General features: G+C 65.9%; 13 protein-coding genes and 1 tRNA gene. 4 read left to right on the top strand and 10 right to left on the bottom strand.

Annotated elements, in window-relative coordinates:
• Positions 1 to 756 precede the first annotated feature (756 nt).
• The 5 genes from A39O_RS0116490 to A39O_RS0116470 form a co-directional block, all read right to left on the bottom strand.
• Positions 757 to 1,329, bottom strand: coding sequence for a PIN domain-containing protein (locus A39O_RS0116490; protein ID WP_020505772.1), 573 nt, complete (start codon positions 1,327 to 1,329; stop codon positions 757 to 759).
• On the bottom strand, positions 1,330 to 1,794 hold the full coding sequence (locus A39O_RS0116485) for a helix-turn-helix domain-containing protein (protein WP_026199472.1): 465 nt from the start codon (positions 1,792 to 1,794) through the stop codon (positions 1,330 to 1,332).
• A 225-nt stretch (positions 1,795 to 2,019) separates the two neighbouring features.
• Positions 2,020 to 2,925 carry a DinB/UmuC family translesion DNA polymerase gene (locus A39O_RS0116480; RefSeq protein WP_020505770.1) on the bottom strand — a complete coding sequence of 302 codons (906 nt, stop codon included), beginning with the start codon at positions 2,923 to 2,925 and terminating at the stop codon, positions 2,020 to 2,022.
• Positions 2,926 to 2,962: 37 nt separating this feature from the next.
• A tRNA-Ala gene (locus tag A39O_RS0116475) sits at positions 2,963 to 3,038 on the bottom strand.
• A 127-nt stretch (positions 3,039 to 3,165) separates the two neighbouring features.
• On the bottom strand, positions 3,166 to 3,975 hold the full coding sequence (locus tag A39O_RS0116470) for a cytochrome C assembly family protein (protein WP_020505769.1): 810 nt from the start codon (positions 3,973 to 3,975) through the stop codon (positions 3,166 to 3,168).
• A gap of 149 nt (positions 3,976 to 4,124) precedes the next feature.
• Between A39O_RS0116470 and ffh the strand changes: the two genes are divergently transcribed.
• Together ffh and A39O_RS0116460 are read left to right on the top strand one after the other, a co-directional pair.
• Positions 4,125 to 5,525: a signal recognition particle protein gene (ffh, locus tag A39O_RS0116465; RefSeq protein ID WP_020505768.1), complete on the top strand. Its 1,401-nt coding sequence runs from the start codon at positions 4,125 to 4,127 to the stop codon at positions 5,523 to 5,525.
• Positions 5,526 to 5,545: 20 nt separating this feature from the next.
• A complete protein-coding gene (locus tag A39O_RS0116460; protein ID WP_020505767.1) occupies positions 5,546 to 5,881 on the top strand; it encodes a hypothetical protein in 336 nt (111 codons plus the stop codon).
• 352 nt (positions 5,882 to 6,233) lie between these two features.
• On the opposite strand, the gene lgt is transcribed toward A39O_RS0116460, so the two are convergent.
• The gene (lgt, locus tag A39O_RS0116455) at positions 6,234 to 7,064 is read right to left on the bottom strand and encodes a prolipoprotein diacylglyceryl transferase (protein WP_020505766.1); all 831 of its coding nucleotides are present in this window, start codon (positions 7,062 to 7,064) and stop codon (positions 6,234 to 6,236) included.
• 122 nt (positions 7,065 to 7,186) lie between these two features.
• Here lgt and A39O_RS0116450 point away from each other — a divergent pair, with 122 nt between their 5' ends.
• Both A39O_RS0116450 and A39O_RS0116445 read left to right on the top strand, forming a co-directional pair.
• Positions 7,187 to 8,629 (top strand): TldD/PmbA family protein, encoded by a 1,443-nt coding sequence (locus A39O_RS0116450; protein WP_020505765.1) that lies wholly within the window; start codon positions 7,187 to 7,189, stop codon positions 8,627 to 8,629.
• A complete protein-coding gene (locus tag A39O_RS0116445; RefSeq protein WP_020505764.1) occupies positions 8,626 to 9,945 on the top strand; it encodes a TldD/PmbA family protein in 1,320 nt (439 codons plus the stop codon). The genes A39O_RS0116450 and A39O_RS0116445 overlap by 4 nt, the downstream gene beginning before the upstream one ends.
• A gap of 3 nt (positions 9,946 to 9,948) precedes the next feature.
• Here the strand turns inward: A39O_RS0116445 and A39O_RS0116440 are convergent, their stop codons facing one another.
• From A39O_RS0116440 to A39O_RS0116425, 4 genes are all read right to left on the bottom strand, one after another.
• Positions 9,949 to 10,431 carry a Crp/Fnr family transcriptional regulator gene (locus tag A39O_RS0116440; protein ID WP_020505763.1) on the bottom strand — a complete coding sequence of 161 codons (483 nt, stop codon included), beginning with the start codon at positions 10,429 to 10,431 and terminating at the stop codon, positions 9,949 to 9,951.
• A gap of 283 nt (positions 10,432 to 10,714) precedes the next feature.
• Positions 10,715 to 12,250: a GTPase family protein gene (locus A39O_RS0116435; RefSeq protein ID WP_020505762.1), complete on the bottom strand. Its 1,536-nt coding sequence runs from the start codon at positions 12,248 to 12,250 to the stop codon at positions 10,715 to 10,717.
• A 175-nt stretch (positions 12,251 to 12,425) separates the two neighbouring features.
• The gene (locus tag A39O_RS0116430; protein WP_020505761.1) at positions 12,426 to 13,667 is read right to left on the bottom strand and encodes a GTPase family protein; all 1,242 of its coding nucleotides are present in this window, start codon (positions 13,665 to 13,667) and stop codon (positions 12,426 to 12,428) included.
• Positions 13,668 to 13,687: 20 nt separating this feature from the next.
• Positions 13,688 to 14,305 (bottom strand): Uma2 family endonuclease, encoded by a 618-nt coding sequence (locus A39O_RS0116425; protein WP_020505760.1) that lies wholly within the window; start codon positions 14,303 to 14,305, stop codon positions 13,688 to 13,690.
• Between the last annotated feature and the right edge of the window lie 91 nt (positions 14,306 to 14,396).

The following is a 14,396-nucleotide window of genomic DNA, read 5'->3' as shown; positions in this document are numbered from 1 at the left end:
GACCGTGTGGACAAGCCGGGGACAACGCGCCGTGGGCGCGTTGCCCCCACCTTGCCCACACTCATTCACCCTTTGCCCACACTGCGCCGCACGGCCGCCGGAGCTGGCTGAGAACGCCTGCGGCGCAACAGCAACAGATCTTTTCTTAATCGCTGCGCGGATGCCGTCTTAACGACCGCTCCGCGGTGGCTGGGGCAGCGCCAAACCGCTGCGATGAACGTCGGCACGACAACTTAAATTCGGGGGAAAACTGTCCTGGACATGGGGTCCACTATACGCAATCATTCAGCATATTGAACCGGAGCACATCTCGGGCTTACCAGTGCCGAGGTTTGCCAACGATTTTGAGCGTCGTATCTCGTCGCTTATTGAGGAAGCCGCGCTTCAAAGGTACTCGTTCAGACCCCCCACATCAAAACAGCGATCTGCGAGACATTGGCGAGCGATCGTGGCAACATAGTGCACCAAGACTCTAGGTTTCTTCGAACGCCTGCGAACGCGCGAGACGTGACGTGAAGCTCAGCCAGCACGATCTGCGACAACTGGACGAGGGGTACCTGCAGCGCCTGCCAGAGGCCGCGTTGCGGGCGCTGTCGTTGACGTTGTTGGCGGATCTGAATGACCGAGTTGCTGGAGTCGGTTGTGGCCTAACGGTGAGTGCAACGGTGCGGCAGACGATGACAGTGATTGCTGGCAAGGTGACTGTCGATAATCTGGCCAGTTTGATTTCCATTTGCGGTCTTGAACCCGCGTTCGTCAGATCGCGCGCTTCCACTCCCGCAGCACTCCGACGGTCTGCGTCAGCCCTTGTTTGAGCAAAGTATCCAGATACTCGTCCACTGTCTTTGGCGGATTCTTAAGTGATCGCCGGTGGTTGGACGCCGCCTCGCAGACTCTGGCCGGATGCAGATCGAGAAGATCAAAGATGAAGTCATCTGGATGCTGGGCCGCTAGGTTGTAGGGGTTGAGACAATCCGGCGGGAAGTCCTTCAAGTTAAATGTCACGATCAGGCTGGCACCGCCATGAATCGCGGCAGCAACCACATGGCGGTCATCGGCGTCCGGCAACGTGACAGACGCGATCAGGTGCTCAAAGCCGGTGATGAGGCTGTCGCGCACATGGGCGTTCATCAGCACACGGGTGCGGTCCAAATCCGCTTGCTTCAGGTCGGGGCGCTGTCTGAGAACGTTGCGGGTCCACTCGTCATGGATCATCTCCGTCCAGCGCGCCCGGTAGAGATCCGTCAACGCCAAGCGCATGAGGAAATCGCGCAGCGGTGCCGGGTAGAGCACGCATGCGTCGTAGACGACAGTGAAGTGCGAGCGCATTCATTCGTACCCCATCTTGAGCTCCTGGGCTTGTTCGGCCAGGGCATCAAGGACCTTGTTGCGCTCCACGTCGATGCGCTCCTTGTAGGCAATCACGTCCTGATAGCGCACGCGCCGGTGCGTGCCGATTTTGTGGAACGGCATCTCGCCGCGCTCCAGCAACTGAACGAGGAACGGTCGCGACACGTTGAGCACATCCGCCGCATCCTGGGTGGTCAGCTCAGCATGGATTGGGATGATGCTGACCGCATTGCCCTCGCCGATCTCGGTCAACAAATCGACGAGCAGGCGCAGTGCCGACACGGGGACACGAACCGGATGGGCCGCACCTTGGTCGTCGACGATCTCGATCTGCTGGGTCTCGGCGCGGGTCTGCAGATACGCGGACAACGTCCGACTGCTCTCCCGTGCAAAGGCGACCTCGGTGGCCGAGGGTAGCGCGCGGGCGGGCGAAAGTGTAGTCACGGCAGCCTCCTGGACGTTTGGAACGGCATCACGGGCTGGAGTGTAATCGAAATATCCGAAAGCGTGCGATCTGACTTTTACCCTTGCAAGGACCCCGATCGCTTCGACGGTGTCTCGGCAAGTTCCTTGGCCCGCGTCTGCCGCGAAGTTTCCGAATCCGGACCGCTGACCTTCTCGCCACACTCCAGGGTCTTGCGGATCTCCTCGATAACGCTGTCGATGAGGTTATTTCGGGCGCCCTGGTGTTTCGCCCAGGCTGCGGCCCGGATCCACAGGGTCCGTCGCGGACAGCCCCCGGTGCAGGGCGCCGACGCCAAAGCGCGCGTGGATGCGATCGACCGCGACCGTGAGACGCCGCTCCCGGTCGTTGTCCACAGGGCGCTCGGCCGCGCCGTCGAACAGGTCCGGCTGGACCGGCTCCGGGGTCCCCAGATCGGCGATCCCCAGACCGATCAGGCGCACCGGCTTGCCCTGCCAATGGCCGGCCTCGTAGAGCGACCAGGCGGCGGCGAACAGGGTGCGGGCGTCGTCGCTGTGCCGCGGGAGCCGCCGCTGGCGGGTGTGAGTCTCGAAGCCGCAGAAGCGAATCTTCAGCGTCACGGTGCGCCCCGCGATCGTCTCCTGCCGGGCCGCGGCGGCGACCTCGGCCGCCAGCGCGCGCAGGGTGTCGCGTAGTACGCCGGGATCGGTCACGTCGACGCCGAAGGTGGTCTCTTTGGAGAGTGACCGGCGGGCGGCACGCGCCCCGACCCGATCGGAGGCGATGCCTCGCGCCTGCTGGTACAGGCTGGTGGCGGCGCGGGGTCCCACCTGGGCCTGCAACTGGGTGAGCGACAATCGGCGCAGGTCCGCGTGCGCCATGCGCGGGCGCAGGTAGACCGCGTCCGGACAGCGCCGGTGAGCCTCATGGATGGGCATAGCCGAGTGGATGCCGAAGCGGCGCGCCTCATAGGAGCAGGTGGCCACCACCCCGCGACCGCCGGGCTGGGCGCCGACCACGACCGGCACGCCGCGCAAGGCCGGGTTGTCGCGTTGCTCCACCGCGGCATAGAAGGCGTCCATGTCCAGGTGCATGATCCAGCGTGTGGGTCCGGTGGGAATCCCGTCCGTGCCGGGGACCGCGCGGCCCATGCCCGTCCGGGTGCTCTCGGCAGCGATTGAAAGTAAATGGTGGAGCAGAGGGGGATCGAACCCCTGACCTCCGCATTGCGAACGCGGCGCTCTCCCAGCTGAGCTACTGCCCCGAAAATGGTGCCCCGAACATCGGTGGTTCGATCGGAGGGGCGGCTCCGGATGGTGGGTCTGTCTCCATCACGGAGCGCGAATTCTGCACTGTCGCCGGGCTCCGGGCAAGTCCCCCGTGGCTTCCTGTTACCTCGGCAGGATGAATTCGATGACGATCTTGCTGCCGAAATAGGCGAGGATCAGGATCAGGAAGCCGCTCAGGGTCCAGGTGATCGCGGTGCGTCCACGCCAGCCGTAACGGAAGCGCCCGAGCAGGAGTGAGCCGAAGACCACCCAGGCCAGGGTCGACAGCACGGTCTTGTGGACCAGGTGCTGGGCGAACATGTTCTGCAGGAAGGCGAATCCGGACAGCAGGGCCAGTGTCAGGAGCACGAAGCCCGCGGCGATCATCTCGAACAGCAGGCTCTCCATGGTCTGCAGCGGCGGGAGCCCCCGCACGAAGCTGCTGGCGTGGCGGTTGCGTAAATGGTTGTCCTGGATCGCCAGCAGGATCGCCTGGACGGCGGCCAGGGTCAGCAGGCTGTAGGCGAGCATGGAGAGCAGGACATGGAGTTTCAGCGGCCAGCTTGCGGTCGCGCTCAGGAAGGCGACTTCGCCGAAGGCCGACTCGAGCACCAGGGTTACGGCCGCCACCGGGAGCAGGATCAGACCCAGGTTCTCCACCGGTTTGGTCAGGCTGGAGACCAGCAGCAGGGTGATCACGGTCCAGGAGGTGAGGGCCAGGGCGTTGAAGAAGGCCAGGTTCAGGCCGACTTGGCTGAAAATACTGTTCCACAAGAGCCAGGTGTGGAGAATCAGGCCGGCGAAGCCGAGTGACAAAGCCAGATCGCGGCTGGGCACCCAGGTTTCATTTGGGCGGAACAGGCGCAGGCCGATCACGCTGGTGGCAGCCAGATAGAAGAGGACGGCGGAGGCGGAGAGGAGTATGTGCGTCATGATGTGCGGATAATGGCATAAAGCGGCGGTCCGGAAAACGTTGCGGCGGCGCTATACTGCCAAAATTTGCGCGCGACGCCGTTGGCGCGGGGTGCGGATGCCGCACGCCGCTGGCCGGCGACCACCGTCAGGCATTACCGAGGTCAAGCATGTTCGAGAATCTCCAGGAGCGCTTCGGGCGCGTGTTGAACAACCTGCGCGGCCAGGGGCGTTTGACCGACGACAACATCAAGGACACGATGCGCGAGGTGCGCATGGCCCTGCTGGAAGCGGATGTGGCTCTGCCGGTCGTGCGTCAGTTCGTTGATCAGGTGCGCGAGAAAGCCTTGGGCGAGGAGGTCATGCGCAGCCTGACGCCGGGTCAGGTGCTGATCAAGATCGTCAACGACGAACTGATCGCCCTGATGGGCGAGGTCAACGAGCGTCTGGATCTGACGGCGCAGCCGCCCGCGGTGGTGCTGATGGCGGGCCTGCAGGGCTCGGGCAAGACCACCAGCGTGGCCAAGCTCGCTCGCTGGCTGCAGGAGAAGCAGAAGAAGACCGTGCTGGTGGTGAGCTGCGACGTCTATCGTCCGGCCGCCATCGAGCAGTTGCGCACGGTGGCCGCCGAGGTCGGCGCGAGCTTCCTGCCGAGCAGCGGCGATCAGGACCCGGTGGCCATCGCCCGCGCCGGTCTGGATGCGGCGCGCAAGCAGTTCAAGGATGTGCTGATCGTCGATACCGCCGGTCGGCTGCATGTGGATGCGGCCATGATGGACGAGATCAAGGCGATTCACGCCGCCATCCATCCGATCGAGACGCTGTTCGTGGTCGACGCCATGACCGGTCAGGATGCGGCCAACACCGCCAAGGCGTTCAACGAGGCGCTGCCGCTGACCGGCGTCATTCTCACCAAGACCGACGGTGACGCCCGCGGCGGCGCGGCCCTGTCCATCCGCCAGATCACCGGCAAGCCCATCAAGTTCCTGGGGACCGGCGAGAAGACCACGGCCCTGGAACCCTTCCATCCGGATCGGGTCGCCTCGCGTATTCTCGGTATGGGCGACGTGATCTCGCTGGTCGAGGAGATGCAGTCCAAGGTCGATCGGGAGCAGGCCGAGCGGTTGGTCAAGAAGCTCAAGAAAGGCAAGGACTTCGATCTGGCCGACTTCAAGGAACAGTTGGAGCAGATGAGCAAGCTCGGCGGGATGGCGAGCCTGATGGACAAGCTGCCGGGGATGAACCAGGTCCCGGAGCACATGAAGAATCAAGTCAACGACAAGGAGATGGGTAAGTTGGTCGCGATCATCAACTCGATGACTCCGCAGGAGCGACAGTTTCCGGCAGTGATCAAGGGCTCGCGCCGTCGGCGCATCGCCCTGGGGTCCGGCACCCAGGTCCAGGACGTGAACAAGCTGCTCAAGCAGTTCATTCAGATGCAGAAGATGATGAAGAAAATGAAGGGTGGCGGTATGGCCAAGATGATGCGCGCGATCGGCGGGCGCATGCCGGGCGGTTTCCCCGGGGGGTTCCCGGGAGGCGGCATGCCGCCGGGTGGTTTCGGTCTCTAAACCAAGGATTTCTGCGCACTATGCACTATCGAGTCTTTTATCTCTTCGAGCGCTCCGGCGAGTCCGTGTCCTCCGCCAGTGCCATTGAGATGAGCGCACGTGACATTCGCGAGCAGTTGCTGCCGCGGCTCCAGTCCGAGGATGACTTTCTCGGTCTCATCGATCCACAGGACACCACGCTCCAAATCCTGTGTGAGCCCAAAGCGGCGCGGTATTGGGTCGAACTGCCGGTGGAGGCCGCCAAGGCTTCCTATGGCAAGCATATGGACCTGGATGAGCTTCAGGAGTTTGTGCGGCAACTGCCGGCAGTCTTCACCTCACGGGCCATTCCGGGGCTGGTGTATCGACCCTGGTAGGGCGGTTTTTTTTACTTTAAATCATTGACTATGTTAAAAATAATACGGCAGAAACGATGATCAATGCCTCGCTGCTTTGCCGTGAAAGTCGCGCAGCGACCCTGTGGGAGCGGCGTCCCGCCGCGACGGGGTCGGGCGCGCAGCCGCAGGTTTAGAAGTCACCGCGGCACCGCATCGCGGCGGGACGCCGCTCCCACGGGGTACATTCATCGTCCGGGGTGGCTGATGTGCCTTGCATGGTCGTTAGCCGGACGAAAGCAGCGTAGACGCGATATCGACCGACTAAAGCCTCATCCTCCGGTCATCTTGCGGCCGGAAAACGATCAAGGCTGACGCCTTGGACTCCGGCGGCTCAGGCGGCTGGGCGCCGACGGTAAGCGAGGCCGAGGAACAGCGCGCCGAACAGGATCATGGGCAATGAGAGGATCTGCCCCATGGTGAGCCAGTCGAAAGCGAGGTAGCCGAGGTGGGCATCCGGGGTGCGCACGAACTCGACCAGAAAGCGGAAACACCCATAGAGCAGCAGGAAGAGCCCGGAGACCGCCATCATCGGTCGCGGTCGGCTGGAGAAGATCCAGAGGATCAGGAACAGGACGAGGCCCTCCAGCGCGGCCTCGTAAAGCTGCGAGGCGTGCACCGCGGGGCTGAGCAGTGCGCTCGCCGGCTGATCCGCGCATTGGTCGGGAAACTGGATGCAGGGCAGTTGCACGCCCCAGGGGGCATCGGTGCGATGGCCCCAGAGTTCCCCGTTGATGAAGTTGCCGATGCGCCCGAACAGGAGCCCGGTCGGCACCAAGGGGGTGATGAAGTCCGCCGCCTGGAAGAAGTGCAGCCCGTGGCGGCGCGCGAACAGGGCCACCGCCAGGACGACCCCGAGCAGGCCGCCGTGGAAGGACATGCCGCCTTCCCAAACCTTGATTAAATTCAGCGGGTTCGCCAGAATCTGGTCGAACCCGTAGAAGAGCATGTAGCCCAGCCGACCGCCGGCGATGACACCGATGACGCAGTAAAAAATCAGGTCGTCGACCATGTCGGCATTCCAGCCCGAGCCGGGACGCGACGCGCGCCATCGACCCAGCCCCCAGGCGAAGGCAAAGCCGAGCAGATACATAAGCCCATACCAATGGACGCGCAATGGTCCGATGGCGATGGCGATGGGGTCGATGTCGGGATAGGTCAGCATGGCGCGGGATGGTATCACGGACAGATGAAAACCTTGCAACCACGGTGCAGGATGCGGTTGACACCAGCGCGGACTACGCCCAGATTCACGCTTTGCCCATCGCTTGAGATCAACACTGCCCCATGGACCGACTTCACCAGATCGCCGAGCGTTTCGCCGCCGCGGCCCCCGCCTGCGACTACTGGACCCTGCGTCTGGTAGACGAGGAATCCGACCACTTGGCCGTGCGTCAGGGCGTGGTCGAACCCAGCGCCTTGGGCGCTTCATTGGGGGCCATGGTCACGTTGGTGGTCGGGGGTGGGGTTGGCTACGGCGCCACCAGCGATCTGAGCCCCGCGGGTCTGCGGGCCGCCGCGGATCAGGCCCTGGGATGGGCCGCGTGTCACGCCAGGCTCGGGCTCTTCGATGCGGCCTACTATCCGCGCAGCGCCCTGCGGGCCGATTACCGCGGCCCGGTCGCCGAGCCCTGGGAGGCCATGCGCCTGCCGGATAAACTCCACCTGCTCCAGGAGGCCAACCAGGCCCTGGCCCTGGATGAACGCATCGTCGACTGGTCCGCCTGGCTCGCGTACCGCCGGGTGCAACAACTCCTGGTGACCAGCGACGGCGGGCAGGTCGCCCAGGTCTGGACCTATGTCAGCCCCGGTCTAGTCGCGGTAGCCAACGCGGGGAGTCAGACCCAGCGGCGTCACGGCGGCGGCGCCGACTGGTCCCAGCAGGGCGGGTTGGAGCGGATCGGCGCCGCCGGCCTGTTGGCGGACGCCCCGCGGGTGGCGGAGGAGGCGATTGCGCTCCTCACCGCGCCGGAGTGCCCGCGGGATACCCGCGACCTGATCCTGACCCCTGGGCAGATGGTCCTGCAAATCCACGAGAGCATCGGCCATCCGTTGGAGCTGGACCGTATCCTTGGCGATGAACGCAATTACGCGGGCACCAGTTTTGTGACCCCCGAGATGTTCGGGACCTATCGTTACGGCTCCGACCTGCTCAACGTCACCTTCGACCCCACCGTTCCCGGTGAGTTGGTTTCCGGCGCGGCGGACGACGACGGCACCCCGTCGCGGCGTGAGTATCTGATCCGCAATGGGGTCCTGGAACGGCCGCTGGGCGGCGTGTTGTCGCAGTCGCGCAGCGGCCTGCCGGGCACCGCGAATGCCCGCGCCTGCGCCTGGGACCGGCCGCCCATCGATCGGATGGCGAACATCAATCTGGAACCGGGGGAGGGGACGCTCGATGAGCTGATCGCGGGTGTGGAACTGGGCATCCTGATGGATACCAACCGTTCCTGGTCGATCGACGATAGTCGCAACAAGTTTCAGTTCGGGTGTGAGTTGGGCCGACTCATCATCGACGGTGAACTCAGGGGCCTGGTCCGAAACCCCGGTTACCGCGGCATTTCGGCCGAATTCTGGCGCCGCCTGGACGGTGTCGGCGGGCCCGCCACGCGCGAGGTGCGCGGCGTGCAGAACTGCGGTAAGGGCGAGCCCAATCAATCGGTGTATGTGGGACACGCCACGCCGCCCGCGCGCTTCCGGTCGGTTGCGGTCTTCGGGGGTGGGGAATGAATCAGGATGCGTTCTATAGCCTGAGCGAGCAGCTTTGCGCCGGGCTGCGCGGTGATGAGCACCTCTTTTGCAGTCTGGATGCCGAGTCGTCGGACTTCGTGCGGCTCAACTGCAACCGCATCCGTCAGGCCGGCGCGGTGCGCTCGGCCGTGCTCGGGTTGAATCTGATCAACGGGGCGCGGCAGGCCGAGGCATCCTGCGATCTGAGCGGCGAACTGGAGCAAGATCTGACCCTCGCGCGCGGTCTGCTGGCGCGGTTGCGTGAACGCCTCGCCCATGTGCCGGACGATCCCTACCTGAATTACTCCACTGAACCGTCGGTGAGCGACTGCCGGGTCGGGGAGACGCCGCCCGATGCCGGGGCTGCCGTCGCCGATCTGCTCACGGCCGCCGCCGGTCTGGATCTGGTCGGGATCTGGGCCTCCGGCGAGATCAGCACGGGTCTGGCCAGTTCCATCGGTCATCGCCACTGGCATGCGGGTACCAGCTTCAACCTGGACTGGAGCACCTATCTGGAGTCGGACAAGGCGGTGAAGGCGAGCTACAGCGGCCTGACCTGGGAGCCGCGGGTTCTGGCCGAAAAGCTGGCGGCGATGCGCCAGGGGCTCGCCGTGATGGCGCGTCCGGCGCGCGTCATCACACCAGGCCGCTACCGTGCCTATCTGGCTCCGGCCGCCGTTGCGGAACTGATGAACATGCTCGCTTGGGGTAGCTTCGACCTCAAGAGTCACCGCACCCGCCAGACCCCGTTGCTCAAGCTGGTCCGCGGTGAGCGCAGCTTCAATCCCCGCGTGACCATCCGCGAGGAACAGGACCGCGGCCTCACGCCCGCGTTCACCGGTGATGGCTTCATCCAGCCGGGGCGGGTCACGCTGATCGATCAGGGCCGCTTCGGGCACTGCCTGGTCGACGCGCGGGACGCCAAGGAATACGGCGAGCGGGTCAATGCGGCCGGGGGTTCCCCCGCGTCCGTGGGGCTCGATCCGGGCGAGTTGGCGCCGGCGGACGTCCTCGCCCGGCTCGATACCGGGTTGTGGATCGGCAACCTGTGGTATTGCAACTGGTCGGACCCCAATGATGCGCGGGTCACCGGGATGACGCGCTTCGGCACCTGGTGGGTCGAGCAGGGCCGGATTGAGGCCCCGGTCAAGGTCATGCGGTTCGACGACAGCCTCTATCACCTGCTCGGCGACCGGCTGGAAGGGCTGACGACCGAGCGGGATCTCCTGATGGACCCGCAGACCTATGAAGGGCGCAGCACCGAAAGCGCCCTGTTGCCGGGGGTGCTGGTGGGGGGGATCGAGCTGGCGTTGTAAACCTCAGTACCGCCTGCCGCCCCGCATCAGATAATTGCGAAGCTCGGCGCTGTCGAGGTTCGCGTGCATGAGGTTGGTGTGGGTGATGCGGAAGATCGCGCGCATGACCTTGTAGACGATCCGCGGGTGGGTATCGAGCAGTGTCTCGAAGGCTTCGGGTTCCAGGGTCAGCACGGTGCTGTCGCCGATCGAGCGCAACGCGGCCTTGCGTTGCGAGCCGTCGACGAAGGCGCGGGTACCGGCGCATTCGCCGGGCCGCATTTGGTAGACGGTTTCCTCGCTGGGTCCGACGATCTTGCCGACGGCGATGCCGCCCTGCGCGAGCAACACCAGGGTACGCCGCGCTTCCCCCTCGCAGACCAGCGTCTCGCCGTCGTGCAGGCTCACCACTCCCATGCGCTCGGCGAGCACTTGGGCCTCGGCCTCATCGAGTTCAGTGCCGAGAACGGAGCGCCGCAGGACGTCCGTTTTGTTCAGGTCATTCATCGATCGGTTCCCCCTTGTGACGGCGGAAAGTCATCGTTCTTGGGTCCGCTCCGGCTAAGTCTGCGACCTCATCCCCGTGAAGTCTAGCCGGTCGCGCCGAAAAAATGCGCCGTGTGGTCGAGGGTTTCCGCGGACCGCACGCGCCGCTGGTTGATCACTCAGGTGATTGCCAAGAAATCCTGTAGTTGACGGAAATCGCCTTAAACCGCGCCCGCTCCGGCAATCGTCGCGTCTGCCGGGGCCGATCTCATCCAAAGACATCGCATACCGCGCTGGGCGCGGTTTAGCCGACGATCCGCCCCGGCAGCGTGGCGAGGAACCGGCCGGCCCCCGCCAGTTGCCGGCGCAGTAATGACCAGTTCTCCGAGCGCTTGCGTTCATCGAGGCAGCGCAGGAGCCGGACCCGATCGGCAGGTCCTTGACGGTCGAGGAGCGCCGCCCACAGGCTGTCCGCGACGTTGTAAACACGGCCTTCGGCCAGACAGACCGGAACGGCGTCGGCCGTCGGTACCTCCAGATCCGCGGCGACGGCTTCCACCGCGGCGCGGATGTTGGCGGCCTTGGTGCTCTGGGGGTTGATCAGGTCATAGGGGGGCTGCCACTCGCGCGGCGGGCGGAGCAGGTCGATGTGGCTCACGACAATCAGCAGGGGCGGGGGGTGATGGTCGGGTTTGCTGTTCCAGAGGGCGCGGATGCGGTCCAGGGCGGCGCGCTCGCCCTGGCGATCCGGGCGATGCGCGGCGGTGACCCAGAGCACCAGATCGGCGCCCGCGACCAGCGGTTCCAGGGTCTTGGGTGGGAGGCCGGCCGTGTCGATGCCGGGGCTGTCGAAGATCAGGGCGGTGGTGAGGCCTTCGCGTTCCAGTCGATAGGGGGTGACGGGCCCGCCGGGGTCCGGCAGGACATCCGTCGGCGCCGTCAGGCGCCCGAAGAGCGCGTTGATCAGGCTCGACTTGCCGGCGTTGGCCCGACCCAGGATCAGGATGCGCAGGGGTTCGTCGGCCTGGCTGGCCGCGGTGTCGGCCGCCCGCGTCTGGTCGCGTCGGGACGCGGGGGTCGCCGCGGCGGCCGGCGCGTCCGTGGTCAGGGTCAGGCGTCCGCTGTATAAGGCAATGGCATAGTAGCCGACCTTCCGGACATATTCCTGGAGCAGCCAGCGGTGCAGGTCGGCCCAGGCGGCGTCAAAGGCACGGCCGCGCAGCCGCTCCCAGGTCTCGCCCAGCAGCGCGCTGGCCGGGTTGACCACCAGTCGGCCGGCACGATAGAGGTCGAGCAGACGTGAGGCGGTCGATTTCCAACGGTAGGCGCGCAGCAAATCGCCCATGGTCAGGCGGTGGCTGAACGGGATCTGCGCGGCGATCTCGGTGCGCAGGTCGCGACAGGCGCGTTCGATGATCAGCAGTCCGTGCGGCAGGGTGAGTTCCAGCAAGGGCTGGGCCTTCTGCGGGTGATAGATGCGTGCGACCTGGTCGAGCGCGGCGCGCCCCAGGTCGGCGAGTCGCGGACCATCGGACAGCGGCCAGTCCGCGGGCTGGATTGTCGTCGCCAGGCGTTCGATGGCGTCCCAGGCGGTCTTGGACTGGGGCGGCCAGGAGGGATCGGGGGTGGTCTGGGCGCCGGCGAGCAGGCGTGTGTCACGGCGGCGCAGCCAGTACTGGAGCCCGTAGCCGAGTGCGCTGCACGCCACCATGGCGGCCATCCAATACAGCACGGTGCCGGTTTCCCAGAGCCGCCAAAGCCCCAGCGGCAGGAGCGCGGCGACCGGCAGGGTCCAGAGCAGCAAGGCGGCGAGGCGCAGACGGTCACTGCGGTTGAGCATGAGAATGGGTCCCCGGTCATCCGATAGGAAATGCCTTTATAGCGTTCGCACCTGATATACAGACAGACCCTCGTGTAGGGGCGGGTTTGAAACCCGCCCCTACGTCCGGTTATCACGTCCGAAGGCTATAGCATCGTGTTCGCGTTTCTTACTTGCGTTCAGTTGCCGACACGCCTTAGTTCCGACCCCCCGTGCCCGCCGCCTGCTCCCCGGCGAGCAGCTGCGCGCCCGCGGCTAGGGCCTGGGCGTAGGTTCGGCGCAGCGTCGCGCTGTCGATCCGCTCACCCAGGCGCCGGGTGCCGAAGTAGTAACAGGCCGCCTTGCCCAGCGCATAGGTCGTCGCTCCGCTCGCCGTCGCCCCCCAGAGCACGCCCAGGGTCTGACCGAGGACCGGCACCCATTTGATCAACCCGCGTCCGGCGAGGCGTGCCAGGTAGCCGGTGCCGATCCCCAGGCCCAGCAGGCCGAGAAACTCGGACAGGTCCTGGCCGCTCCAGCGCTGGCCATAGATGGCGGCCAGGCTGTGCAGGAGCTTGGCCTGGACCGCCGGCACCATCACCAGATCGACCGCCGGCAGGGCGCCAACGCCGGCCGCCGCCAGGGCATAGCCGACGATGTGGGGGTGAGCGGTGCGTGCAAAGGTGTCGCGGACCTCGGCATCACCGCCCAGCAGCGCCTGCAACCCCAGGGCTGAAACCTCCCCGATGGCGGCCCACAGGGCGGCCAATCCATAGTCGGCCGGTTCCAGGCCATCCTCCGGCAGGGTCAGGTCGATCGGCACCCAGTGCGCTGCCGAGTCTCCGGTCAAGGTGCCCAGACCGGCACGTTGGGCGTGCAGGGCGCGGGTCAGGTCGCGGGGAACGGCGGGCGGCCAGGGCTGCCGATCGAAGGGGTAGGGCAGGCAGTGACCGGCGCCCGGCGGATAGGCTTCGTGCAGTCCGGTCTGGGCGATCACCACCGGCCACCGCGGGTGGCGGCGGCGCACCGCCTGCAAGACCCGGAAGACCTCCGCCTGATCCAGATCGGTGGCCTTCATGACCCCCAGGATCAGGTGGGCCTGGGACTCGCAATAGTCGATGTCCTCGCGCGGGTCATAGGCCGTCTCGCCCAAACCGCGGGTATCGAGGAAGCGTACCACCGGGGTATCGGCGGGAAAGTCATAGCCGCGGGCGGTCCGGGTGCAGGCGCGAAAGCCGTTGCCGATCACCGCATTCGGGCTCCCGGTCAGGGCGCGGATGATGGACGTCTTGCCGGACTGGGCCTTGCCGAGCAGCCAGATCACCGGCAGCGGCTGCCGCGCCCGGGCCGCGTCGAGTGCCGACTCCAGGGCCGCGTCGGCGACCCGCGGTTGCAGCAGCAAGCGGCGTAGTGCGACCCAGTCCGGGCGCCAGGTTTTGGAGTTGGTCGGCCGCAGCATCTTGGACGATTGCTTGGCGTTCAGGCGGTGCGGTGGGCGCGCAGCAGGGCCAGTGCCTCGGTCTGGCTCGGGGCGCTCATGCAGTCCTGGATCAGGCGCGGGTCCAGCGTCGGGAGGAAGCGGCTGCGGGCCGCAACCCGGTAGCCATCGCCCCCCAAGGCATAGAACCGCAGCCTGCCATCCTGCCAGATCCAGACCTCCGGCACGCCGAGTCCGCGATAGACGTCCAGCTTGTCGAGACCGCCGCGGGTCCAGATCACTTCGACTGCGAAGTCCGGCAGCGCCGGGGTGCCGGTCAGTGGACCGACCAGATAGCACTCGTCGGCCTCGGCACCGCGTTGCAGTTGTTCGCAACGCAGTGTCCAGGAGCCGAAGCCTTCGATCGCGATGCCGCGGAGGTCGGCGTAGCACTCGATCAGGCGCCCCAGACGGGTCTTCAGTCCCTCGTGTTCGACTGATGGCGACATGAGTTCCAGTTCCCCATCGAGATAGGTCAGGCGCGGTGAACCGCGTTCGCCGCGCAGGTCGAGGAGGCGCTGGTAGTCGCTCCACCCGACGCCGCTGAGCAGGATGCGCTGGTCGACCCGATGCGGGTCCGGGGGCGGCAGGGAGGCGAGACGGTCGGCGGTGGCGGCCATGGGTGCGTCCTCGCGGCGTGAGGCTCGACAGGGTTACGGACTGCAGCTTGGAGCCTAGCACAAAGCACGATCGGCGAGTGTGCAACCCCGG

The organism is Lamprocystis purpurea DSM 4197, assembly GCF_000379525.1.
Classification (GTDB): Bacteria; Pseudomonadota; Gammaproteobacteria; order Chromatiales; family Chromatiaceae; genus Thiodictyon; species Thiodictyon purpureum.
This window is presented reverse-complemented; position numbering and strand designations above follow the sequence as displayed.